The sequence below is a fragment of the Micromonospora sp. NPDC048839 genome, assembly GCF_040649915.1.
Classification (GTDB): Bacteria; Actinomycetota; Actinomycetes; order Mycobacteriales; family Micromonosporaceae; genus Micromonospora.
Genome location: NZ_JBEZGL010000022.1, coordinates 36877 through 59441 on the forward strand (window position 1 = coordinate 36877; position 22565 = coordinate 59441).

General features: G+C 72.2%; 20 protein-coding genes. 9 read left to right on the top strand and 11 right to left on the bottom strand.

Translation table 11 applies throughout. From position 1 onward, the window contains the following. Window positions 1-29 precede the first annotated feature (29 nt). Together AB0C25_RS30495 and AB0C25_RS30500 are read right to left on the bottom strand one after the other, a co-directional pair. Window positions 30-2195: an acyltransferase family protein gene (locus AB0C25_RS30495; RefSeq protein WP_357377678.1), complete on the bottom strand. Its 2166-nt coding sequence runs from the start codon at window positions 2193-2195 to the stop codon at window positions 30-32. Between the two features lie 74 nt (window positions 2196-2269). Next, window positions 2270-2743 (bottom strand): Lrp/AsnC family transcriptional regulator, encoded by a 474-nt coding sequence (locus AB0C25_RS30500; RefSeq protein WP_357249639.1) that lies wholly within the window; start codon window positions 2741-2743, stop codon window positions 2270-2272. Window positions 2744-2849: 106 nt separating this feature from the next. Between AB0C25_RS30500 and pdhA the strand changes: the two genes are divergently transcribed. The 4 genes from pdhA (at window position 2850) to AB0C25_RS30520 (ending at window position 8285) form a co-directional block, all read left to right on the top strand. Next, complete coding sequence (gene pdhA / locus AB0C25_RS30505) at window positions 2850-4049, top strand: pyruvate dehydrogenase (acetyl-transferring) E1 component subunit alpha (protein WP_357377827.1); 1200 nt, start codon at window positions 2850-2852, stop codon at window positions 4047-4049. Beyond that, window positions 4046-5050: an alpha-ketoacid dehydrogenase subunit beta gene (locus AB0C25_RS30510; RefSeq protein WP_357377829.1), complete on the top strand. Its 1005-nt coding sequence runs from the start codon at window positions 4046-4048 to the stop codon at window positions 5048-5050. The genes pdhA and AB0C25_RS30510 overlap by 4 nt, the downstream gene beginning before the upstream one ends. Continuing rightward, window positions 5035-6468 (top strand): dihydrolipoamide acetyltransferase family protein, encoded by a 1434-nt coding sequence (locus AB0C25_RS30515; protein WP_357377831.1) that lies wholly within the window; start codon window positions 5035-5037, stop codon window positions 6466-6468. The genes AB0C25_RS30510 and AB0C25_RS30515 overlap by 16 nt, the downstream gene beginning before the upstream one ends. Before the next feature lie 137 nt (window positions 6469-6605). After that, window positions 6606-8285, top strand: coding sequence for a right-handed parallel beta-helix repeat-containing protein (locus tag AB0C25_RS30520; protein ID WP_357377833.1), 1680 nt, complete (start codon window positions 6606-6608; stop codon window positions 8283-8285). A 96-nt stretch (window positions 8286-8381) separates the two neighbouring features. Here AB0C25_RS30520 and AB0C25_RS30525 read toward each other — a convergent pair whose 3' ends face one another. Continuing rightward, entirely contained in the window at window positions 8382-10469 is a 2088-nt protein-coding gene (locus AB0C25_RS30525; RefSeq protein ID WP_357377680.1) for a PQQ-dependent sugar dehydrogenase, read from the bottom strand. Between the two features lie 20 nt (window positions 10470-10489). Further along, entirely contained in the window at window positions 10490-11434 is a 945-nt protein-coding gene (locus AB0C25_RS30530; RefSeq protein ID WP_357377682.1) for a sugar phosphate isomerase/epimerase, read from the bottom strand. A gap of 672 nt (window positions 11435-12106) precedes the next feature. Between AB0C25_RS30530 and AB0C25_RS30535 the strand changes: the two genes are divergently transcribed. Then, window positions 12107-13375 (top strand): Ig-like domain-containing protein, encoded by a 1269-nt coding sequence (locus AB0C25_RS30535; protein WP_357377684.1) that lies wholly within the window; start codon window positions 12107-12109, stop codon window positions 13373-13375. Between the two features lie 57 nt (window positions 13376-13432). Here the strand turns inward: AB0C25_RS30535 and AB0C25_RS30540 are convergent, their stop codons facing one another. Next, window positions 13433-14494, bottom strand: coding sequence for an SMP-30/gluconolactonase/LRE family protein (locus tag AB0C25_RS30540; protein ID WP_357377686.1), 1062 nt, complete (start codon window positions 14492-14494; stop codon window positions 13433-13435). Window positions 14495-14605: 111 nt separating this feature from the next. On the opposite strand from AB0C25_RS30540, the gene AB0C25_RS30545 reads away from it, so the two are divergent. Then, window positions 14606-14992 carry an STAS domain-containing protein gene (locus AB0C25_RS30545; RefSeq protein WP_357377688.1) on the top strand — a complete coding sequence of 129 codons (387 nt, stop codon included), beginning with the start codon at window positions 14606-14608 and terminating at the stop codon, window positions 14990-14992. 216 nt (window positions 14993-15208) lie between these two features. Here AB0C25_RS30545 and AB0C25_RS30550 read toward each other — a convergent pair whose 3' ends face one another. Continuing rightward, the gene (locus AB0C25_RS30550) at window positions 15209-15601 is read right to left on the bottom strand and encodes an FKBP-type peptidyl-prolyl cis-trans isomerase (protein WP_357248913.1); all 393 of its coding nucleotides are present in this window, start codon (window positions 15599-15601) and stop codon (window positions 15209-15211) included. Window positions 15602-15849: 248 nt separating this feature from the next. Here AB0C25_RS30550 and AB0C25_RS30555 point away from each other — a divergent pair, with 248 nt between their 5' ends. Further along, complete coding sequence (locus tag AB0C25_RS30555) at window positions 15850-16773, top strand: TerC/Alx family metal homeostasis membrane protein (RefSeq protein WP_357377835.1); 924 nt, start codon at window positions 15850-15852, stop codon at window positions 16771-16773. A 182-nt stretch (window positions 16774-16955) separates the two neighbouring features. On the opposite strand, the gene AB0C25_RS30560 is transcribed toward AB0C25_RS30555, so the two are convergent. The 5 genes from AB0C25_RS30560 to AB0C25_RS30580 form a co-directional block, all read right to left on the bottom strand. After that, a complete protein-coding gene (locus AB0C25_RS30560) occupies window positions 16956-18194 on the bottom strand; it encodes a DUF4037 domain-containing protein (protein ID WP_357377690.1) in 1239 nt (412 codons plus the stop codon). A 103-nt stretch (window positions 18195-18297) separates the two neighbouring features. Next, entirely contained in the window at window positions 18298-18858 is a 561-nt protein-coding gene (locus AB0C25_RS30565; RefSeq protein ID WP_357377692.1) for a hypothetical protein, read from the bottom strand. Next, window positions 18855-19376, bottom strand: coding sequence for a DUF6286 domain-containing protein (locus AB0C25_RS30570; RefSeq protein ID WP_357377694.1), 522 nt, complete (start codon window positions 19374-19376; stop codon window positions 18855-18857). The genes AB0C25_RS30565 and AB0C25_RS30570 overlap by 4 nt, the downstream gene beginning before the upstream one ends. Window position 19377: 1 nt before the next feature. Next, a complete protein-coding gene (locus AB0C25_RS30575; RefSeq protein WP_357377696.1) occupies window positions 19378-19692 on the bottom strand; it encodes an Asp23/Gls24 family envelope stress response protein in 315 nt (104 codons plus the stop codon). Beyond that, window positions 19689-19880: a hypothetical protein gene (locus AB0C25_RS30580; RefSeq protein ID WP_357248928.1), complete on the bottom strand. Its 192-nt coding sequence runs from the start codon at window positions 19878-19880 to the stop codon at window positions 19689-19691. The genes AB0C25_RS30575 and AB0C25_RS30580 overlap by 4 nt, the downstream gene beginning before the upstream one ends. Before the next feature lie 162 nt (window positions 19881-20042). Here AB0C25_RS30580 and AB0C25_RS30585 point away from each other — a divergent pair, with 162 nt between their 5' ends. Together AB0C25_RS30585 and AB0C25_RS30590 are read left to right on the top strand one after the other, a co-directional pair. Then, window positions 20043-20924, top strand: a complete 882-nt coding sequence (locus AB0C25_RS30585; protein WP_357377698.1) for a DUF2726 domain-containing protein — start codon at window positions 20043-20045, stop codon at window positions 20922-20924. A gap of 284 nt (window positions 20925-21208) precedes the next feature. Beyond that, a complete protein-coding gene (locus AB0C25_RS30590) occupies window positions 21209-22483 on the top strand; it encodes a hypothetical protein (protein ID WP_357377700.1) in 1275 nt (424 codons plus the stop codon). Window positions 22484-22565: the final 82 nt, after the last annotated feature.

Sequence of the window (22565 nt, forward strand, 5' to 3'; positions counted from 1 at the left end):
GGCGGTCACAGCTCGGCGAGCACGGTCGGTCACAGCTCGGCGAGCACGGGCTTGAGCGCGGCGCCCACCCGGGGTGCGAGGGTCGTCGAGTACGTGGCGCTCAGGTGGTGCGCGTCGCGCCAGACGAGCACCCCTCCGATGACGGGGGCGCACCGGTCCGCGGGACAGATCCAGTCGTTCAGGTCGATCAGGTGGACGCCGGACAGCCCGTCGGCCGCCTCTTCCTGAGCGGGACCGCCCCCGCGGCTGAGGGCCTCGTCCCGGGGCGTGGTGCACTTGGTCAGGCGTTTCGGGTTCTTGGACACGCACTCGGCGACGTCGAACAGGTGCAGCGGCGTGTCCCGCAGCACCAGGACCGGAACCTTCTCGGCGGTCATACTCTTCCAGGTGTTGCGCAACTCGCGGACCATCGCGGGCCGCCAGTTCGGCGGCGCGCCCGAGACCGGGTACTCGGAGTGAGTGACGATCAGCAGGTCGGGGCGGCCCGCGCCGAGCAGTGTCTCGCGGACCTTCTTGTTCCACTCCGTGCAGGCCGAGTAGGGCCTGTCGTTCAGGGAGATCTCCGCATTCAGGAACGGGCAGCCGCCCTTGGTGTACGTGGCGAGGCGCCAGCCGTTCGTCTCCGCCGCCTGCCGCATGGCGGGGACCCAGTGGTCGGCGTGGGAGTCGCCGACCAGCGCGATGGTGGTCGCCGAGTTCATCTTCCCGTAGACGCAGACCTCCGGCGTCGCGGACTCCAGCGACACGTGGCAACTCTTCGTCGCCTGCAACAGCGGTGCGTCCCGGGCCGCGCGCGCCGGCTCGGGCGTGATCGACGCGACCTTGTCGACGGGCACCCCGGCCCGGCTGGTGCGCGGTGATGTGCCGAGCGCCGCGGCACCCGGCGCGGCCGGTGGCGTCGCCTCCGGGGAGGCCCCGGGCACCTGACCCATGATGACCGACGCGGATGTCGTACCCGTCGTTGTCGGAATGGCCAGTTGGAAGGTCAGGCCGGCGAGCGCGGCCGCACCGGTGCAGACGGCGCCGATACGCAGGGCGGCGGAGGGCCGGTCGGCGAGGGTGGGTGACCGGCGCACCGGGTTCTCGACGAAGTGGTACGTGAGCGCGGCGGGGACCGCCGAGGCGGCCACGACGGCGAGCGCGGGGCCGACACCGAGGTCGCCGAAGTGCGCCTGCGCGGCGATCAGCACCGGCCAGTGCCACAGGTACAGCGAGTAGGAGATCCCGCCGACATAGCGCAGCGGCTGTTGGCCCAGCAGCAGGACCGGTCCGGCGCGACCGGCGGCCGGCCCGAACGCGATCACCGTGGCGGTGCCGAGGGTGGGGCCGAGCGCGGCGTAGCCGGGGAAGCCCGCCTCGGTGGTGATCAGCGCGGCCGAGGCGCCGACGGCGATCAGCCCGGCCCAGGCCAGCGGCACGGCCACCAGGCGCGGCGACCGGCGCAACCAGATCGCCGTGACGGCGACGGCGCCGCCGAGGGCCAGCTCCCACATCCGGGTGGTGGTGACGTAGTACGCCGATGGGTCGGTCGGCGAGACGTACAGCGCCCAGGCGAACGAGGGGAGGGCGATCAGCGCCAACCCGAGCAGGTAGAGGCCGCGGCCGCCGTGGCCCCGGCGGCGGGCGAACCACCCGAGGGCGATCAGCAGCAGGGGCCACACCAGGTAGAACTGCTCCTCGACGGCGAGGGACCAGAAGTGCTGGGCGATGCTCGCGGCGTCGTTGGCGGCCACGTAGTCGGCGGACTGCTCGGCCAACCGCCAGTTCATGGCGTAACAGGCGCTGGCGATGACGTCCCAGGCGGTGGACGACCAGCGGCCGCGAGGCAGGAAGAAGTAGGTAAGCACCAGGGTCGCGAGCAGGACGGTCGCGGCGGCCGGCAGCAGACGCTTCGCGCGGCGGGCGTAGAAGTCGGTGAGCGACAGCCGTCCACGATGGTCGAGTTCCTCCAGCAGCAGGCCGGTGATGAGGAATCCGGAGATCACGAAGAACACGTCGACACCGACGAAACCGCCGGGCAGGTACGGCACCCCGGCGTGCCCGAGGAGCACCAGCAGCACGGCCACCGCCCGCAGGCCTTCGATGTCCCCGCGGAAGGACCGCCCGCCGGCCGACGTCGGCCTGGTCGACGTCGGCCTGGTCGGTGGCGGGGCGGCGACCCGGGCCTGCGCCCACAACTCATTCGATATAGCCACGTCGCGGATAGTAGCGGCGTTCTACGGTAATTCGCCTATTTCATCATCGTGCTAATCAATTCGTGTTATGGCCTCTACTGCCACGGGCTCTGCGTTCCGCCGAACTCCTCGAAGACGAGCCAGGACCGTGTCGACAACACCCCGGCGATACGCTGCACCCGGTCCAACACCACATCCCGCAGGGCGGCGTTGTCCGGCGCCCGGACCAGGGCCAGCACGTCGTGCTCGCCGCTGAGCAACGCCACGTGCTCGACGTAGCGCACCCGAGCCAGCTCGGCCGACACCTCCCGCCAGGTGTTCTGCTCGATCGTCAACGCCATGTACGCCGAGGTGCCCAACCCGGCCGCCTCGGGCGCCACCTGGGCGTGGAACCCGGTGATCACCCCGTCGCGCAGCAACCGCTCCACCCGCGCGTACGCGTTGGTGCGGGAGATGTGGATCCGTTCGGCCAGGGTGCGCACCGACGTGCGCCCGTCCCGGACCAGCTCGTCGAGGATCCGCCGGTCCACCTCGTCGAGGGCTCGAACCGATCGTCCCGATCCCGCCACCCGGTCCGCGTCGTCGCCGCTCTCCTGGCTCACTGTGACCCCCTCCGCGTGCCAACCGTCCCGCGTTCTGCGTGGATCTTGAGTCAATCATCCGACACGCGGAAGCATAGGCTCACCACACGTCCCAGGAGGTTCCGCCGTGACGACCACTCCCCAGGCGGTCCGCAGGGCATCCCCGCGTACGCGTCGAGCGGCCACCCCGCCCGACCCGGCGCGCCCGCTGCTGCCGAACACCGAACCCGTCCGCCTGCTCGACCCCACCGGCACGCCACTGCCCGCCCGCGGCGACTATCCGGAGCCACCCGTCGAGGTGCTGCGCGAGCTGTACCGCCGGATGGTGCTCGGCCGCCGGTTCGACACCCAGGCGACCGCCCTGACCAAGCAGGGCCGGCTGGCCGTCTACCCGTCCTCGCGGGGGCAGGAGGCGTGCCAGGTCGGCGCGACGCTCGCGGTCCGCGACACCGACTGGGTCTTCCCCACCTACCGTGAGTCGATGGCGCTGGTTGCCCGGGGCATCGACCCGGTCGAGGTGCTCACCCTGCTGCGCGGCGACTGGCACTGCGGCTACGACCCGACCGAGGTGCACACCGCGCCGCAGTGCACCCCGCTCGCCACCCAGTGCGTGCACGCCGCCGGCCTGGCGCACGGTGAGGCGTACCAGGGTCGGGACACCGTGGCGCTGGCCTTCATCGGCGACGGCGCGACGAGCGAGGGCGACTTCCACGAGGGGATCAACTTCGCCGCCGTGTTCAAGGCGCCGGTGGTCTTCTTCGTGCAGAACAACCGCTACGCCATCAGCGTCCCGCTGTCGCGGCAGACCGCCGCGCCGTCGCTGGCCTACAAGGGCGTCGGCTACGGCGTACCCAGCGAGCAGGTCGACGGCAACGACCCGGTGGCCGTGCTCGCCGTGCTCACCCGCGCGGTCGCCCACGCCCGCGCCGGCAACGGGCCGTTCCTCGTCGAGGCGCACACCTACCGGATGGAACCGCACACCAACGCCGACGACGCCAGCCGCTACCGCGACGGCGCCGAGGTCGACGCCTGGCGTGACCGCGACCCGGTCGCCCGGCTGGAGACCTACCTGCGGGCCCGCGGGGTGCTCGACGACGCGGCGGTCGCCGAGGTCGCCGAGCAGGCCGAGGCGTACGCGGCGGACCTGCGGACCCGGATGAACGAGCAGCCCACCGTGGACCCGCTGAGCCTCTTCGACCACGTCTACGCCCAGCCCACCCCGCAGCTGATCGAACAGCGCGAGCAGGTCCGTGCCGAGCTGGCCGCCGCCCGCGACGAGGAGGGGGACGCCTGATGGCCACCACCATGGCGAAGGCCCTCAACGCCGCGCTCGCCGACGCCCTCGCCGCCGACGACCGGGTCGTCGTCTTCGGTGAGGACGTCGGCGCGCTCGGCGGCGTCTTCCGGATCACCGACGGCCTCCAGGCCCGCTTCGGTGAGGACCGCTGCTTCGACACCCCGCTCGCCGAGGCCGGCATCGTCGGCTTCGCCGTCGGCCTGGCCATGTCCGGTCTGCGGCCGGTGGTCGAGATGCAGTTCGACGCGTTCGCGTACCCGGCGTTCGAGCAGATCGCCTCGCACGTGGCGAAGCTGCGCAACCGGACCCGGGGCAAGCTCAGCGTGCCCATCGTCATCCGCGTGCCGTACGCCGGTGGGATCGGCGGGGTCGAGCACCACTGCGACTCGTCCGAGGCGTACTACGCGCACACCCCCGGCTTGAAGGTGGTCACCCCGGCGACCGTCGAGGACGCGTACTCGCTGCTGCGCGAGGCGATCGACGACCCCGACCCGGTGGTCTTCATGGAGCCCAAGAAGCTCTACTTCGGCAGCGCCGACGCGGTCCTGCCGACCCGGACCGAGCCGTTCGGCCGGGCCGTCGTGCGCCGGCCCGGCCGCGACGCGACCCTGGTGGCGTACGGGCCGGCGGTGCCGGTCGCGCTGGAGGCCGCCGAGGCCGCCCGCGAGGAGGGCTGGGACCTGGAGGTGGTGGACGTCCGCACCATCGTGCCGTTCGACGACGAGACCATCGCCGCCTCGGTCCGCCGCACCGGCCGGTGCGTGGTGATCCAGGAGGCGCAGGGCTTCGCGGGGGTCGGCGCGGAGATCGCCGCCCGGGTGCAGGAGCGCTGCTTCCACGCGCTGCACGCCCCGGTGCTGCGGGTCGCCGGGCTGGACATCCCGTACCCGGCGCCGATGCTGGAGCACACCCACCTGCCCGGTGTGGACCGGGTGCTCGACGCGGTGGCCCGACTCCAGTGGGACGACCAGCCGGACGCGCGTTGGGCGGCGGCATGACCACCGTCGAGCGCACCCAGGTCTTCCTCCTGCCCGACCTGGGCGAGGGGCTGAGCGAGGCCGAGATCGTCGAGTGGCGGGTCGCGGTGGGCGACGTGGTCACTGTCGACCAGAGCGTCGTCGAGGTGGAGACCGCCAAGGCGGTCGTGGACGTGCCCTGCCCGTACGCCGGCCGGGTCGTCACCCTGCACGGCGCGGCCGGTGAGGTACGCCCGGTCGGCCAGCCGTTGATCACCATCGCGCCGCTGGACGGCGGTGACGAGCCCGCCGGGCACGCCACCTACCGCGAGGAGGAGCAGGCCGGCTCCGGAAACGTGCTGATCGGCTACGGCACCGGCCACGGCGGCGCCACCCGCCGTCGGCGCCGGCCTCGGCTGACGCTCGCCCCCGACCCGGCCGACCCGGCGCGGACCGACACCGACACCGCGTGGACCGACACCGCCCCAGCCGGTGGTGCTGCCCCGAGCGGTGGGACCCGCGCGGCTGCCGGCGGCGCCCCGGGTACGGGCGACACGTCCGGCCACCCGGCGCGGCCGACCGCCCTGGTCATCTCGCCGATCGTGCGGCGGCTGGCCCGGGAACGCGGCGTCGACCTGAACGCGGTGCGGGGCACCGGTCCCGGCGGAGTGATCCGCCGCGCCGACGTGGAGGCGGCGCTGACCGTGCCCGCCGCCCGACTCGCCGCCGTGCCCGACGCCCCCGTCGCACCGGTGCCGTCCGGGGACGACGACGTGATCATCCCGCTCACCGGCGTTCGCAAGGCCATCGCCGACAAGCTCTCCCGCAGCCGGCGGGAGATCCCGGAGGTGACCATCTGGGTCGACGTGGACGCCACCGGGCTGCTGGAGACCCGGGCCGCGATCAACGCGGCGACGCCCGACGCGCCGGTGAGCATCCTGGCCCTGCTGGCCCGGATCTGCCTCAGCGGGCTGCGCCGGTTCCCGCAGCTCAACGCCCGGGTGGACACCGAGGCGCAGCGCATCGTCCAGTCCGCCGGGGTGCACCTCGGCATCGCCGCGCAGACCGACCGGGGTCTGCTGGTGCCGGTGCTGCGCGACGCCCAGCGGCTCACCACCGCCGAGTTGGCCGCCGAACTGGCGGCGACCACCGCCGCCGCGCGAGCGGGTAGCCTCCCGCCGGCCCGACTGACCGGCGGCACCTTCACGCTCAACAACTACGGGGTGTTCGGCGTCGACGGCTCCACGCCGATCATCAACCACCCGGAGGCGGCGCTGCTCGGCGTCGGCCGGATCGTGGACAAGCCGTGGGTGGTCGACGGGCAACTCGCCGTCCGTAAGGTGGCCCAGCTCAGCCTCACCTTCGACCACCGGGTCTGTGACGGTGGGGTGGCCGGTGGCTTCCTGCGGCACGTCGCCGACTGCGTGGAGCGCCCGGCGCTGCTGATCGCCGCCGTCTGAGGCGCGTACCCCCTCGGTCCCGGCGCTGCCCCCGCGGCGCCGGGACCGACGCACGCCTGGGGTTTCCCCGCGGCGTCATCGGGAAGTCGGCCCCGCCGGAGCGCACCGAACGTGTCGAAGGGAGCCGGTCTGTGGCCGTGGCGAACGAGCTGCTACTGAACTCGGTCCGGGTACGACGGCCCGCCTCGGCCGGCGCGCCGCTCTACTGCGACGCGCTGGAGTACGGGCTGACCGGCGACGGCGCGACGAACGACCAGCCCGCGCTGGCTGCCCTCGTGGACCGCCTGGGCGCCGGGTACGCGTCGGACGGGCGTGCGCGCGTCATCTACTGCCCACCGGGCATCTACTCGATCCGGGACGCGGGCACGGTGTGGCGCAGCGGAGTGTCGCTGATCGGTGCCGGCCCGGCGGCGACCCGGTTCATGCTCAGCAACGAGGGCAACCGGGCCGACCCGACCCCGTTGGCCTTCTGGACCACCGTGCAGCACGGCGCCGACCGGGACCGGCACATCGCCGACTGCAGCTTCGCCGACTTCCAGATCGACGGCTCCGGGGTGGCCATGGCCGAGTACAACTACCTGGCCAAGGGGCTCGGCCTCCAGTACGTGGTGCGCGGCGTCTTCCGCAACCTCTACATCCACCACACCGCGGCCACAGGCCTGGGCTGCGACTTCCTCCAGGACTCCATCATCGACGGCGTGGTGGTGGTCGGCTGCGGCCGACTGGACAACGGCGAGCAGATGGGCGGCGCCGGCATCGGCATCGGCGTCGGCGGCTGGGGCACGGTGGAGCGGCTGACCATCGCCAACTGCACCACCCTGGCCAACGGCACCAACGGCATCTTCCTGGAGCTGCAGAAGGACTACTGGCCGCCGCCGCGCGGCTACCGGATCATCGGTTGCCACAGCCAGGGCAACCGGTTCGGTATCTCCGACTGGGGCGCCGACGGCCTGATCGTCTCCGCCTGCACCATGACCGGCAACCTGGAGACCGGCTTCGACGTGTCGGCGCAGGGCACCTCGTCCGTGGCCGGCCGGGGTGGGCTGCTCACCGACTGCGTCATCGACGGCAACATGCGCGACGGGGTCAGCATCGGCAACAGCCCCGGCCCGTACACCGTGCGGGGCAACCGGATCAGCGGCAATGGGCGGCACGGCTATCACGCGCACGACCTCGGACGCGGTTACCAGGGCTCGATCCGGGACGTGGTCATCGAGAGCAACGAGTTCTGGGGCAACGGCCTGGACGCGGTCCGCATCGACCACCAGATGACCGACGCGGTGCTGCTCAACAACCGGATCCGCAACAACGGGCGGCAGTGTGCCGAGGGGGCCGGCGGTACCGGCGACGCCGTCCGCTACAGCGAGCGGTGTCTGGTGGACCGGTCGGCCAACTGGCCGCACGACGGGCACCGGGGCAAGGTCCTGCGGGTCGGACGAGCCGTCGCCATGGTCGCGTCCAACACCGGCGACGAACTCACCCTCGCCCCGGTACGCCCCGACGGGTTCACCGCGTGGAGCGGGGACGTGCCGCCGCCCGGCTGTGGGTACGAACTGTCGCCCGCACCCGAGCGGCGGGCCGGGATCACGATCGACGCGCCGTTCGACTCCGCCACGGTTCGGGGCAACCGGATCTGGGACAACCACGACGACCAGACCCAGACGCACGGGCTGTGGATCACCGAGCGCGGCAGTTGCGTGGACTGCCGGGTCGAGGACAACGACCTGGCCGGCAACGCCGGCGACGGGATGCTGCTGGACACCCCGCCGGTGGGCGGGCGCTGGCGGGACAACCACGTCGACAGTGACTGGACCTGAGCGGCGACCCGTCGGTGGTCCCGGCGAGACCGGAGCTGAACGACGAGCGGCGGCGACCGGAGTGATCCGGCCGCCGCCGCTGTCATCGTGGGTTGGTCAGCCGGCCAGACCGGCCACCGGGGTCGGATCCAGCACGACCTCGGCCGAGCCCGACTGCGCGGGAGAGCCCGCGTCGGTGTACTCCGCGACGAACACGGCGGTCAGGTTGTCCGCACCGCTGTGCCCACCGTCGAGGAAGGTGGGAATGCTTCCGGAGCAACCCGTCGAGGTGGAGAGCGGGTGCCCGTGCTCGTCGTGCCCGAGCACGTAGGTGACCTTCACCTTGGAGCAGTCCACCGGCAGGTCGTCGGTGACCTTCACCTCGTACGCGACCGTCTGTCCGAACTGGAACGGCTGCCCCGCCTCCGGGGTGACGAACTCGACCACCGGCGCGGTCGGCCCGACCACCAGCGGCAGGGATGCCGAGGCGGACCGTCCGGTGCGGTCGGTCACCTTCAGCGTCGGCGTGTACGAGCCGTTCTTCGAGAACGTCCAGGTCGCGTTCGGGTTGGTGCTGTCCACCGAACCGTCCGCGTTGAAGTCCCACGCGTAGCTGAGCTTGTCACCGTCCGGGTCGGTGGTGCCGGCGCTGGAGAACGCGACGGTCAGCGGCGCCTGCCCAACGGTCGGCGTGCCGCTGATCTTCGGGATCGGCGTCCGGTTGCCCCGGACGAAGTCGATCCGGGACAGCTGGGCGTCCGGGTTCTCGGCGAAGTAGCCGTCACCGTACTCCAGCACGTAGAGCGCGCCGTCCGGGCCGAACTCCATGTCCATCGGGTTGTCCACCACCAGCGACGGCGCCACCGGAAGGATGTCCGCGACGTCGCCGTCGGAGTCGAGGCGGAACTCCTTGATGTAGTCCCGGCTCCACTCGTAGAACAGCGGCACCCCGTCGTAGTAGGCCGGCCAGCGGGTACGCGACGTGCTGTTCCCGTCGTAGTCGTACGCCGGGCCGCCCATCGGAGAGATGCCGCCGGTGCCCAGCTGCGGGAACTCGGCCGAGGGGGCTGCCGCGTACCAGACCTGCGGCTGCTCGACCGGCGGCAGCACGCGCTTGCCGGTGTTGTGCGGTGACTCGTTGACCGGGCGCGTGCAGTTGAACTTGGCGCCGGACTGGCCGGTGGCGAAGTCGTAGTCGCGGTAGGCGATCGTCGGCGTCACGCAGTACGGCCAGCCGTAGTTCGCCGGCTTGTCGACGAGCATCCACCGGCCGTGCCCGGCCGGGCCGCGCGCCGGGTTCGGGTTGGAGGCGTCCGGGGAGTAGTCGCCCACGTACACGTTGTCGGTACGCCTGTCGACGGAGAAGCGGAACGCGTTGCGCAGCCCCATCGCGTAGATCTCCGGGCGGGTCTGCGCCGCGCCCGGCTTGAACAGGTTGCCGGCCGGCACCGTGTAACCGCCACCGTTCTTCACCTTGATGCGCAGCAGCTTGCCGCGCAGGTCGTTGGTGTTGGCCGAGGTGCGCTGGGCGTCGAACGCCGGGTGGCGGTCGGCCCGCTCGTCGATCGGGACGTAGCCGTCGGAGGCGAACGGGTTGCTGTCGTCACCCGTCGACAGGTACAGGTTGCCCTTGCTGTCGAAGTCGATCTGGCCGCCGACGTGGCAGCAGATGCCCCGGTCGGTCGGCACGTCGATGATCTGCTGCTCGCTGGCGAGGTTGAGCTTCGTCCCGTCCAGCTTGAACCGGGACAACCGCAGCGCGCCCTTGAACGGCAGCCAGTCCGCCTCGGTGCCGGTCTCCGGCGCGTCGCCCTCGTTGACGCCCGGGGTCGCCGGGTCGTCCACCGGCGTGTCCATCGGCGGCGAGTAGTAGAGGTAGACCCACTTGTTCTGGGCGAAGTTCGGGTCGATGGCGACCCCCTGCAAGCCCTCCTCGTCGTGCTCGTACACCGGGATGTCGGCGGCGAGGGTGTTCAGCCCGGTGCGCGGGTCGTGGATGCGGACCTCGCCGGTGCGGGAGGTGTGCAGCACCCGCAGGTCGGGCAGGACGGCAAGGCTCATCGGCTCGCCCGGGAAGTCGTTGAGTGTCACCTTCTGGAAGCTGCTGTCCGGCGGCGGGGCCGGCGCGGCGGCCGCGGCCGCCGGCGGTACGGCGAGACCGGCCGTCACCAGCAGCAGGGCGGACACGAATGCGGTTCTGTTCATCAATTGTCCCCCGAGGTGTTTCAGTACCGGAGTGAGGCGAGAAAGTCGAAGCCGACCCGTGCGGTGTCCAGGGCGTCGGCGGGGGAGCGTGGCGCGGTGCCCGCGTCGTCGCGCTCCACGATGTACTCCTCGATGCCGGCCTCCCGCTCGTGGGCGAAGATTCGGCCGAAGTCGATGAGGCCGTCGCCGAGGTCGGCGAAACCACCCTCGACGTCGAGGTCCTTGACGTGCACCTGGCGGATCCGGCCACGGTTGGCCCGGATCACGTCGACCGGGTCGTGCGCCCCCCGCCAGGTCCAGTAGAGGTCGAGCTCGAAGTGGACCAGGCGCGGGTCGGTCTGCCCGGTGAGGATGTCGAAGCCGGTCGAGCCGTCGGTCAGCGGCGTGAACTCCAGCTGGTGGTTGTGGTAACCGAAGTCGAGCCCGGCGCGTTCGGCCAGCCGGCCGGCCTTGTTCAGGTCGCGCGCCAGGGCCCGGTAGACGTTGGGGTCCCGGATCGCCTGACCGTTGGCGTCCCGACCGAAGTAGGGGTGGACGATCTTCTTGCAGCCCACGACGTTGGCGTCCTCGAGGGCCTGCTCCCAGGTGGCGGCGTCGAAGGGCTGCGGGATGCCGGTGTGCCCGGAGGTGGATCGCAACCCGGCCTCGTCGAGCGCGGCCCGGAACTGCGCGGCGGTGCGTCCGACGAATCCGGCGTGCTCCACCCGCCGGTAGCCGATCCGGCGCAGCGCGTCCAGGGTGCCGGGCAGGTCGGCGGTGAGCTGGTCGCGCAGGGTGTAGAGCTGGATGCTGATCCGGTCGACCGGCACCCGACGCCGAGACTGCGCGGCGGGGGCGGCGGTGGCCGGGCCGGCGAGCAGGCCGGCGGTACCGACGGCGGCGGCGGAGACGGTCGCGGCGCGCAGCACTCCGCGCCGGCTGATCGGCTCGGACGTCGGTGTCGGCGGGTTGAGCTGTTGATCCATGGTGGTGGTCCCTTCCTGACGGCAGGTACGCCGTCGGCGGCGGTCGACCTGGCTGTCGTCACCCGGGCGCGCCGAACCGGCCGAAGGCGGGCTTCGGCTGGACGGTGAGGACGGCGCTCCGGTGCGGCCCGGCCCCCCGTCGGGGGCGGAACACGGCAACCCGGCAGGGGTGGCGGCAGGCTGATCGACTAATGGGCAACCCTCTATCTGGAAGGTGACCTTACCCTTGCCCCCGGACGAAGGCAAAGCTTCGTCGCGTTCGGCAGAAGTTTCGCTTCAGTCGACAAAAGTCCGCCCCCGAGGTGCGCGGGCCCGATCTCACCGGACCCGACCCGGCCGCGAACCGAGCGTGATCCACCCGGGGCCCGAGTGTCATCGCCTCGCCTTCCGGGCATGATCCACTCTCGCGCTCAGGGAACTCGCGTCATCCCGGGACGTACCGACCCCGGCTGCACCGACGCTGAGTCGATCACGAACGGGACGACCGCACCCGCCCGGCTCAAGCGGAGCAGAGGGCTCGAGACCTGTCGGTCGAACGCTTGATCCGCCAACTGGAACATCATCGGAAAATGCGTCGGTAAATGCGCCGCCGATTATTTCGGAATGCGACGGATACGCCTGCTGAGCAGGTGAGAATGTGGCGGAGGGAAGTCGAAACGGGGGGGACTGAACATGACGTCTAGGCGGCGATTGACGCTGTTGGCGGTAACCATCGCAGCCGCACCACTCGTCCTGGGTGGGTGCACCGCCGACCGGGATCCGGCGAATGGTTCGGCCAAGGACCACGTCGCAGCCCCGGAGCTCGCCGTGACGCCGGCGGACAAGGCCCGCGACGTCCCGGTCAGCGCCGAGGTGGGCACCGTGGTCACGGGTGGACGGGTCACCGGGGTGCGCCTCACCGACGACAAGGGCAAGCAGGTCGGCGCCGAGCCGCGCGAGGACGGCTCGGGTTGGGTGCCGACGGCGCCCCTGCAACCGAGGCGGACGTACACCGCCGAGGTGACCGCGACCGGGGACTCCGGTGCGACCACCACCCGCACCACCTCGTTCACCACCATGGCCAGATCGACCAAACCGCAGATCACCAGCACTCTCTATTTCGTGGGCAATCGGACGTACGGCACCGCGATGCCGGTAACCGTCGCGTTCGACCCGGCAATTCCGAAAGAGGCCAGAGCAGATGTCCAGCGGCGGTTGTTCGTGAAGACGAATCCGCCGCAGCCGGGCACCTGGTCGTGGATCGAGGACGGCAGTCAGGTCTATTACCGGGCGCCCGATTTCTGGAAGCCGGGGACCACGATCAGTGTCCGGGCCGGCCTCGAGGGCCTGCCGATCGGCAAGGACCGGGTCGGCGACGCCGAGCGGAGGGCCACCTCCAAGATCGGACGCCAGACCGCGCTGGAGATCGACAACGCCACCAAGCAGATGACGGTGCTGCGGGACGGCAAGCAGATCAAGCGGATCCCGGTCAGCCTGGGCAAGCCGAGCACGCCAAGCTCCAGCGGCAAGATGGTGATCATGGAGAAGCACGAGCGGACCACCTTCGACACCCGGGGTGAGCCGAACGGTGGCTACGTGGTCGACGTCGACGACGCCCAGCGCTACACCTGGGGTGGCGAGTTCATCCACTCCGCGCCCTGGTCGGAGGGCGACCAGGGCAACACCAATGTCTCGCACGGCTGCGCGAACGTCTCCGCCACCGCCGCCGACTGGTTGATGGGGATGACGCAGGTCGGTGACCTGATCACCGTCAAGGGCACCGAGGTGGAGCTGCAGCCGGGCAACGGCTGGACCGCGTGGAACGTGAGCTGGGACGAGTTCGTCCGGGGCAGCGCCCTGCCGGTGCCGCCCGGCCTCAAGCCCGCACCTGTCGCCCCGGCGCACCCGGGCGCGGTGGCTGGCGGCTCGCCCGCCCCGGCGCCCTCGGTCAGCGGTCGCTGAGACACCGGCGCCGACACCCGGGCCGGCCCGCCGCCACGACGGGCCGGCCCGGGCCTGTCAGTTCAGCGGTACGCGGGCCACCCCTGGCCCGACCAGGCTGCCCAGCCAGAGGCGCCCGCCGTGCTGGCGTACCCCGGTGATCATCCGGTACCGCCCGGCCGGGCCGTGCAGCGTCCGGCGGACCGCGCCCGCGCCGTCGACGAGCGCGACCAGCCCGTAGCGTCGTGGCTGCGGCTGCAACGCGTCGGGCAGCAACGCGGCGATCTGACGCAGTCGCGGGTGCGGCAGGAGCCGCTCGGCGATCGGCACCCGTGGGCTGGGCAACGCGATCCAGTACGTCCCGTCGCCGACGGCGGAGAGATTGTCCGGGTACGCGGGCAGGTCGGCGAGCACCCGGACGCCGCCGCCCAGGTCGACGCGGAGCAGGCGGTGGGTGCTGGTCTCCACGAGCATCAGCGCCGACTCGTCCGGGGTCAGTGCGATCCCGTTGGGGAAGTACAGCCCGTCGGCCACCACGTCGGTGCGGCCGCTGCCCGGATGATGGGCCAGCACCCGACCGTTGGGGCGATGCTCCAGCAGGTCCCGCTTCCAGTGCGAGACCGGGAACCGGTCGGAGGAGTCGGTGAAGTAGATGGTGCCGTCGCGCGCCACCGTCGCGTTGTTGGCCAGGTGCACCAGGGGTGCCGTTCCGGTCAGTTCGCGGACCGCGCCGTCGGGCGTCACCCGCAGCAGCCCCCGGTACGCGTCGCAGACGACGAGAGCCTCGCCGGACGCGTCCACCTCGATGCCGAGCGGTCGGCCACCGGTCTCGGCCAGCAGTCGGGGGCGGGTGCCGACCGGCGCGTCGACCGGCCAGTACCAGAGCCGGCCGTCCTCGTCGCCACTGATCACCCGGCCGGCGTCGTCGACGAGCACGTCCTCCGGGCCGACGGCGCCGTTGGGCAGAGGCAGCAACTCGGCCCGGTCGAGCCTCTGGTCCGTCGGCGCCCATTCCCCGGCCAACGGCGGGGGCGTGGTGGCCGGCTCACGGACGGGACGGATCAACCGGGGCGGCCGGGGCCGAGGGACCAGCATCGGCCCATTCTCCGCCGCCCACGCCGACCGACCGATGTTCGACACGACCTGCACCCCGAGGAGGATGAGGGGTGCCTCGGGGTTAGACCCTGGGCGTACCCGGAATCACTCCGTCGGAGGCCGAAACTGTCGGTGGGGGCGGCTAGATTTCTCGGCATGGGAGAGCGGAACGACCGGCTGGACGTGCAGGTCAGCGTGAGTGACCAGATGGTCCTCGTGCGGGTGGCCGGCGAGGTCGACATCGCCACGGTGGCCGCGTTCCGGTCCGCGCTGTGGTCGGTGCCGGCCCGTCCGGTGCTCCAGGTGGACCTGTCCGGGCTGCGGCTGCTCTCCGCCGCCGGCGTCCGCACGCTGCTCGCCGCGCACCTGCGTGTGCGGGCGTGTGGTGGCGCACTGGTCCTGGTCGACCCGAGCCCGGTCGTGGCCCGGGTGCTGCGCGCCACCGGCCTGCACCGGGTGATGCCGATCCTGGAGCCGGCCCGGGTCGTCGAGGCCGCCCGTCGCCCGACAGTCGAGCCGGCGCACCTGCAACTGGCCGCCTGACCTGACCCGGAGCGGCCCCGCGATCCGAGGAGGCCGCCGCGGGGCCGCCGGCACGAGCCGACGACCCCCGAGCGATCCGACCTGCGGGGCCGTCGGCACGCCGACGACCCCCGAGCGATCCGAGTCCTGCGGGGCCGCTGGCACGAGCCGACGACCCCCGAGCGATCCGAGTCCTGCGGGGCCGCTGGCACGAGCCGACGACCCCCCGAGCGTCGGTCAGCGCACGCCGAGCAGGTCGACGACGAACACGAGCGTCTCGCCCGGCTTGATGACGCCGCCCGCACCGCGGTCGCCGTACCCCAGGTGGGGCGGGATGGTCAGACGACGGCGGCCGCCGACGCGCATGCCGACGACGCCCTGGTCCCAGCCGGCGATGACCTGACCGCCGCCGAGCGGAAACTCGAACGCCTCGCCCCGGTTCCAGGACGAGTCGAACTCGCCGCCGGTGGAGTGCGACACGCCGACGTAGTGCACGCTGGCGAGCTGGCCCGGTTCGGCCTGCGGTCCCTCACCCACGGTGATGTCCTCGATCACGAGGTCGGCCGGCGGCGCACCCTCGATCGGACCCACCTCGGGCTTGCCGGATGAGGCGCCTGCTGCCTGGTTCATGCGGGGATCTCCTGCCGTGTCGGTTGATGTGTCCGGTCACCTCGATCCTGCCGGATCACCCCCCACCGATGTGCGGCAGTACCGCCGCCCACCCGGTCGGCACCGGCGTTACCGGCCCGCACCGACTTCGCCGGAGCCCAGGCGTGGGGCGGGGCCGCTCGCCTAGGCTCGACACAGCCGGCGGCTGAGGTGTCGGGCGGTGGCCGTGGTCGAGGCGGAGGGCACCGGTGGCTGAGGCGACGGTCACGGTGCCGCTGTGGGCCTGGGCGGCGACCAGCGCGCTGATCGCCGTGCTGCTCGCCGTGGACGTGCTCCTGCACCGGGACAACCACGTCATCGAGCTGCCCGAGGCGGTGGTCTGGAGCGCCGTCTGGATCGGCACGGGTCTGCTGTTCGGGTTGGTCCTCTGGTGGGGCCTCGGCGGCGACCCGGCCATCGCGTACTTCTCCGGCTACCTGTTGGAGAAGGCGCTCTCGGTGGACAACGTGTTCGTCTTCGCCCTGCTCTTCGGCTACTTTCGCGTGCCACCGGGTCTTCAGCACAAGGTGCTGTTCTGGGGTGTCGTCGGGGCGCTCGTCTTCCGCCTGCTGTTCATCTTTGCCGGCGCCGAGCTGTTGGACCGGCTCACCTGGGCCGGGTTCGTGCTGGGTGCCTTCCTGATCTGGACCGGCTGGCGGCTGGCCGTACGCGGAAAGCCGGACGTCGACCCGGACCGTAACGTCGTGGTCCGGCTCTTCCGAAGGCTGGTGCCCACCGACGCCCGCTACCACGACGACAGGTTCACCGCCCAGGTCGCCGGCCGGCGGGTGGCGACGTTGCTGTTGGTGGCGCTCGTCGCCATCGAGGCCACCGACGTGGTCTTCGCCATCGACTCGGTGGCGGCGATCCTCGCCATCACCACGAACACGTTTCTGGTGTGGACGGCGACCGCGTTCGCCGTACTGGGACTGCGCAGCCTCTACTTCTGCCTCGCCGGCCTGCTACGCCAGTTCGGCTACCTGCGGTACGGGCTCGCGCTGCTGCTCGCTTTCGCGGGGCTGAAGCTCATCCTCGCCGAGACGCCGGTGGGCAAGCTGCCGGTCTGGTCGACCCTCGCGGTGGTGGTGGCGACCCTGGCGATCTCCATCGGCGCCAGCGTCGTGGCCGCGCGCCGACCCGGCGTCGACGGTTGATCCGCCGGGCCGGCGGGCCGGTCCGCGTGAGTCGATCACTACCGGTCGAGAGATCTCGGGTTCGGAACTACTGAAGTTCCCTCGGCCACGAACCCGAGTACGGGTGGGCTGTGACGAGCGTGGTGGCCTGCTTCGGTTCGGAAACTCGTGGCGTCTGCTTGTCGGCAAACGGTGCGTGATTGCTACTGGTCGAGCGGGTAGAGGGCGGCGGTAAGCGCACGGCTGCGGGTGCGGTGGCCGAGTGCGTCGGTGTTGTCGACGAACTGGTCGATGGCTCCGGTCAGCGGCAGTGCTCGCAGGGCGGGGTCGCTTATGGCGCGGATCAGCGCCTTGGTGAAGCGTTCCGCGTGCAGGACGCGGAAGGGCCGGTCGTGAAAGAGCCGGGCGCGCGGGTCGACTGGCGCGGTCAGGTCGAGGTCGTTGTGCTGGGCCGCGGTGGCCTCGTAGGCAGTCACGAGGTGGTGCTCGCGGTCACGCCAGTTGTCGGCGGCCAGCGCTGCGGTCAGTGTGGCGGCGAGTTGGTCGGTGTCGGGCAGGCGGGTCAAGGCGGTGCCGAGCCATTTGCCGTAGGGCGGGTAGGTCTTGTCGATCAGCAGGCGCAGCCGCATGAGGTCGCGGACCAGGCGGGCGGCCACGACCGCCGAGCCGAGTTCGTCACCGACCTCACCGCAGCGGCCGACGAATGCTTCCTCCTGGCTGATGCGCTGCCATTGACAGGCGAGCACGTAGCGCCACACGTCATCGGGATACCAGGCCAGCGCTCGCCGCGCCGTGTGCAGGACACCGATTCCGTCGTGGTACACGGCGCCGGTGGTGACCTCTGCCAGGGTCTGGGTCGGGGTGGCCAGCCAGTCTCGGGAGGTGATGCCGGTCAGCGGGTTGAAGCCGAGGTGACCGGTCAGCCAGTCGCCGAGTTCGGCGATCACGACGCCGTGCTGGGCGCGTCCGGCCGTGTGTCGCAGGTGCCGGGTGCCGTGGTCGGTGGGGACCAGGCTGGTGGGATAGCCGGCGATCGCGGCGGGCAGCCGCTCGCGGAGCAGGTTGTCGATTCCGGTGCCGTGGCGGGGAAGATTCTCGGCGGTGAGGAACAGGTGCAGTCGCGGACCCCAGTCGTGGTCGGTCGAGCGCTGTGTGTCGAACCCGAGGACCTCGGATCCGGCGCCGATCAACGCCGCGCTGTAGGCGAGGCCGGGGAGGTGCCGAGACAGCAAGGGCTGGACCGCGTCGGCGTAGAGCCGCCGGGACAGCTCGACGCCGGAGATGAAGTTCACGGACACGGTCGGCATCCTCGCAGCGCGGACCGGTCGTCGGCGACGGATTTCCGCGCGGACGGCACGGGTCTGCGTGCGGCGGGCCTCGACCCGCTCGGGCTCACGGATCAACACCTCGGTCAGCGACGGCACCGGTGACACCACCCGCACCCGCGCACCTCCGTCCGCCAACCGTCCCCGCCCCGATCATGCTCGCCACGCCCGGCGCGGGTCAGGGTCGGCCGGATTCGGCGCCGGCCCGGCTCGGCGTCGGTCAGGGAAGGCCCGGCTCGATGTGGGCGGTCACGTCGAGGTGCGCCGGCTGGCAGTCGGTCGTCGCCGCGAACCGGCCGACGGCGGCGCGGACGTGCTCGCGGACGCCCGCGGTCGCCGCGTCGGCGGTCAGGTCCACCCGGATCCACACGTCGGGGTGCGGCGGCTCGCCGGTGAGCACCACGCGGGCCCGGCGTACCCCGGGGTTGCCGGTCAGGTCGCGGACCAGCGCGTCGGTGAGGACGTCGGCGGCCAGCCGGGTCCGGCCCGGTCGCCGCCCGGGATGGCTCAGGGTGCCGCGCAGCGCACCGGCGGGTCGTCGCAGCTCCCGGGCCAGCAGGCGCTGCCCGGCCAGGGCGACCAGCGCCCCGCCGACCGCCGCGGCCAGGGTGCTCCACGGTACGGCCATCCGCCACCCTTCCAGTAGTCCGACGCTGAGCACCACCGCCTGTGGATCGGCGCCGGGCAGGCTGCCGTGGCCGGCGGCCAGCGCCACGGCGCCGCCTCCCACCAACAGCAGCGCGATGACTGTCCACAGCAGGCGGTGTCCGGCGTTGGTCATGCCGGGCGCCGTCGGGGTTGGAGCCGGACGTCGATGTGGCCGGGGCGTGGCGCCGTGAGCCGGTGCAACTCCTGGTGTACCGCGTACTCGATCTCCGCCCGGGCGGCCGGGTCACCTGTCGCGCGCACCCGGTGGCGCCACTGGCCGCCGCGCCGTCGGACCCGGACCCGGGCGCGGCGTACGCCCGGCACCGCGCTGGCGGCGTCGGCCAGCCGCCGCTCCACGCTGCGCCGGTGCAGGTGCCAGCCGTCGCGGTCGTCGGTGCGCAACCGCACGGGCGTCCAGGGGCGCAGTTGGGCGACCAGGATGGCCAGGCCCAGCAGTACGGCGCCGCCGGCCACCGCCTGGACGCCCGGGTCGCGCCATCGGGTGCCGCTCAGGGCGTCGAGCCAGCCGGTGGGGTCCAGTGGCGCCGGCCGGTGCAGGGCGAGGAGCAGTGCCTGGACGGCCACCAGCGTCCCGCCGACGAGCAGGGCGGTGGCCAGCAGCAGCGAGGCGATCCGGTTGACGCTGCGCATCTCAGCCGCTCTCGGCGGTCGCGGGGGCGGCGGAGACGTCGACGCCCGGGACGAGCAGGTCGTCCACGGTGACTGTCACCACCGCCACGCGGAGCCCGGTGCTGGCGGCCACCCGGTCGGCGACCACCGCCCGGACCGTCTCGGCGATGGCTGGCACGCTGTGCCCGTACCAGGTGATCAGGTGCAGGTCGAGGCCGACGGACCGGTCGTCGAGGCGGACCGCCGCCGGGCGGACGACGGACACGCCCGGCACCAGGCCGGCCGCGTGGGCCGCGATCCGCGCGACCTCGGCGGCGTCGGCGGGGTGGGTGGTCATCGGCGGCGCCGCGGGTGCGGGTGGCGGTCGCCGAGGCCGGTCACCGTGAGGTCACCGTCGAGCACCCGGACCACCAGCCAGCCGAGCAGGCCCGCGAGCACGGCGAGGGCGGCCACGCCGATGCCGGCGAGTGCCCAGACCGCCACGGCGAGAAACCCGGCGAGGAAGCCGAACTGCTGTCGCGACATGGTCACCTCCGGCCGGTCCGGTACCGGCGGTCGCTGGATACACCCGCCGGCCGTCCCTGGAACGTCAGTCGCCTGTGATTCAGGTCACAGCGCGGCGCGGAGTCCCATGATCGACCACCTAGACTCGGCCCGGCTCGACCGACCGGCGGATGGATCAGGCAGATGACGAGCATCGGCAGCGACGACCGCAGCTGGCTGCGGGTGCTGCCCGCCGACGGCGGAAGCGGGCCGCTGTTCGCTCGCGCCGGCCACCGGGTCCACCCGGCCCGCCGGCTCAGCGACCTGGTCCAGGGTCGCCCGCCCGGGGTCACCGGCAGTCAGTGGAGTTCGGCCAGCCGTGCCAGCTTCGACTTCGTGATCTGCGCCGCCGACACCGGCCGGCCGATCGTCGCGGTGGAGATCGGTCCGGTCGCGTCCGCCGGCTCGGCACAGCAGCGCGTCGAGCGACTCACCGACGCGGTGAGCGCGGCCGCCGGCCTGCCCGTGCTGCGGATCGGGTCGCCCACGTTGCGGGCCGCCGAGCACGGCCGGCGCCTCGTGGAGTACGTGATCGACGCACGCGCCTACGTGGCGGGCGCCGCCGGGGCGGCCGTCGATGGGGACGACCCGGCCCCGGTGAGCTTCCGGGACATCCTCGGTCGGCTGCCGGACGGCCGTACCGGGCCGGTCAACGACCTCGGCGCGCTGAGCCGCGCGGCGGCGGTCGAAGCGTACGTGGCGGGGCGGGTGGCCGACCCGATCGTGCGAGGACTGCACGTGCGCTGGGCCGACGGGACGGCACAGGGGTGGAGTTGGGTGCAGGTCCGCCCCGACGCGTGCCTCGTCGAGCGGGTCTCGGTGACCGAACACCGCTTCTCCTGCGGCATCGACGCGGCCCAACTGGCCGAGGATCTCGCCACCGTCGCGGTGGGGGAGCGGCTGCGCACGATCGCCGGCACCGACCTGTTGCCCCGCGCCGAGTTGACCGCGCAGATTGTCGCGCTGAGCCGGCGCCGTGACGAACTGGTCGGCGGGTTCGCCTTCGACCACCTCTGCGCCGACTGACCGGCGCCCGTTCTTCCTGCTGACACCGGCTCCGGATCCGGCCCCGGCAATTTCCTGCGAGACGGTTGAACCTTCCCGGTCGCCGTCCCGTACTCCTGCGCGAATGAACAGGATCTCCCCATCCGCGTCCACCGGGCGCGGGAGACGGTGCGGAAAGGGCATCGTCGGCCATCGACGCATTACCCGGGTAGGTCACGGTGCTCACCGCCGTGACGTGCCCTCTCACATCCGTCGGTCCGCCGAGGGCAGGAATCCACTACCGGATCGAGAAGGAGAGCAATTCGATGCGCAGGTCCACACGGGCGAGCCGGCCATCCGGCAACGCGCGGAGCAAGCGTCTGCTGGCCGTTGTCGGCACGCTCGTGGTCTTCGGCGGAGTCGTCGCCGTGACCCAGATTTCGTCGGCCCAGGACCGGCGGACAAATAAGCCGCGTCCGGCCGCCGGACAGTGCGTGGAGCCGAGCCCGGGTTCGACCGCGCCGGCTGGCGGCGCTTCGACCAGCCGGACCTGGCAGAACGGTCGGTGGGTGCGTAACCACTGGGGTGACGGACAGCAGTCGGTCCCCGAGTGCGAGGACGGCAAGGACGGCACGGTGGGCACCGGCACGGCCATCGCGTGTCCGGATGTGACGGCGAAGTTGCCGCAGGTGCCGGCTCAGGCGCGGGCCGAGGTGGACCGCGGTCTCGCCCAGCTGCAGGCCCAGATCGCCGAGGCGGACCGCCGGCTGGCCGCCGAGGGCAACAAGGGTGAGGCGTTCATCCGCAACGCCATCCTCCAGCCGCTGGCCGGCAAGCGGCGCGCGGTGCTGGACCGGATCACGACCGCGATCGACCGGGTCGGACCTCGGCCGCAGGGCCTCGCGCAGCTCGCCGACTGTCAGGTGCAGCCGACCGGCAACAACGGCGGCGGCAGCACGCCCACCACCACTCCCGGTGGCGGTAACAACGGTGGCGGTAACAACGGTGGCGGCAACAACGGTGGCGGCAACAACGGTGGCAACGCCCCCGGCGCCGGGCTCGGCGTGCTGGCCAACGACTGCGACGAGAGCCGGCTCCAGCCGCACGACGGCTTCCAGATCGGCAACCGCTGCGTGAGCACCGAGTTCGGTGAGGTCGGCGCCGCCGCCAACAACCCGTCCCTGCTGATCACCCAGTTCCCCCAGCAGGTTGGCCAGAACCAGGCATTCACCCTGCGGGTCAGCACCCGCAACCTGATCCGGGACCGCTTCCTGGCCGCCGGTCAGGGTGGCTACTACGTGGAGAGCTCGCTGCTCAACGCCCAGGGCCTGGTCCGGGGTCACTTCCACACCGCCTGCCGGATGCTGGACAGCCTGACCGCCCCGCCGGAGCCGCAGGAGGTGCCCGCGTTCTTCGTCGCGACCGAGGACGGCCGCGGTGGCGCCCAACCCGACGAGGTGACCATCCAGATTCCGGGCCTGCCGGAGTCGGGTACCGCGCAGTGCTCCGTGTGGGCCGGTGACGGCTCGCACCGCCTGCCGATGATGGAGCGGGCCAACCAGACCCCCGCCTTCGACTCGGTGCGGATCACCGTCAACTGATCCAGCATGACCGGCGGTGGCCGGTCACCCGGGCGATGACCCTGGGTGACCGGCCACCGTCGTGCCGTGCCGGGAAAATCCG

What these genes read in the sequence shown, in the direction of transcription:
- AB0C25_RS30530 (WP_357377682.1), bottom strand. Translation starts at nt 11,434, where the DNA reads ATGGATCAACAGCTCAACCCGCCGACACCGACGTCCGAGCCGATCAGC.
- AB0C25_RS30585 (WP_357377698.1), top strand. Translation starts at nt 20,043, where the DNA reads ATGACGAGCATCGGCAGCGACGACCGCAGCTGGCTGCGGGTGCTGCCC.
- AB0C25_RS30570 (WP_357377694.1), bottom strand. Translation starts at nt 19,376, where the DNA reads ATGCGCAGCGTCAACCGGATCGCCTCGCTGCTGCTGGCCACCGCCCTG.
- AB0C25_RS30535 (WP_357377684.1), top strand. Translation starts at nt 12,107, where the DNA reads ATGACGTCTAGGCGGCGATTGACGCTGTTGGCGGTAACCATCGCAGCC.
- AB0C25_RS30545 (WP_357377688.1), top strand. Translation starts at nt 14,606, where the DNA reads ATGGGAGAGCGGAACGACCGGCTGGACGTGCAGGTCAGCGTGAGTGAC.
- AB0C25_RS30590 (WP_357377700.1), top strand. Translation starts at nt 21,209, where the DNA reads ATGCGCAGGTCCACACGGGCGAGCCGGCCATCCGGCAACGCGCGGAGC.
- AB0C25_RS30580 (WP_357248928.1), bottom strand. Translation starts at nt 19,880, where the DNA reads ATGTCGCGACAGCAGTTCGGCTTCCTCGCCGGGTTTCTCGCCGTGGCG.
- AB0C25_RS30550 (WP_357248913.1), bottom strand. Translation starts at nt 15,601, where the DNA reads ATGAACCAGGCAGCAGGCGCCTCATCCGGCAAGCCCGAGGTGGGTCCG.
- AB0C25_RS30565 (WP_357377692.1), bottom strand. Translation starts at nt 18,858, where the DNA reads ATGACCAACGCCGGACACCGCCTGCTGTGGACAGTCATCGCGCTGCTG.
- AB0C25_RS30575 (WP_357377696.1), bottom strand. Translation starts at nt 19,692, where the DNA reads ATGACCACCCACCCCGCCGACGCCGCCGAGGTCGCGCGGATCGCGGCC.
- AB0C25_RS30525 (WP_357377680.1), bottom strand. Translation starts at nt 10,469, where the DNA reads ATGAACAGAACCGCATTCGTGTCCGCCCTGCTGCTGGTGACGGCCGGT.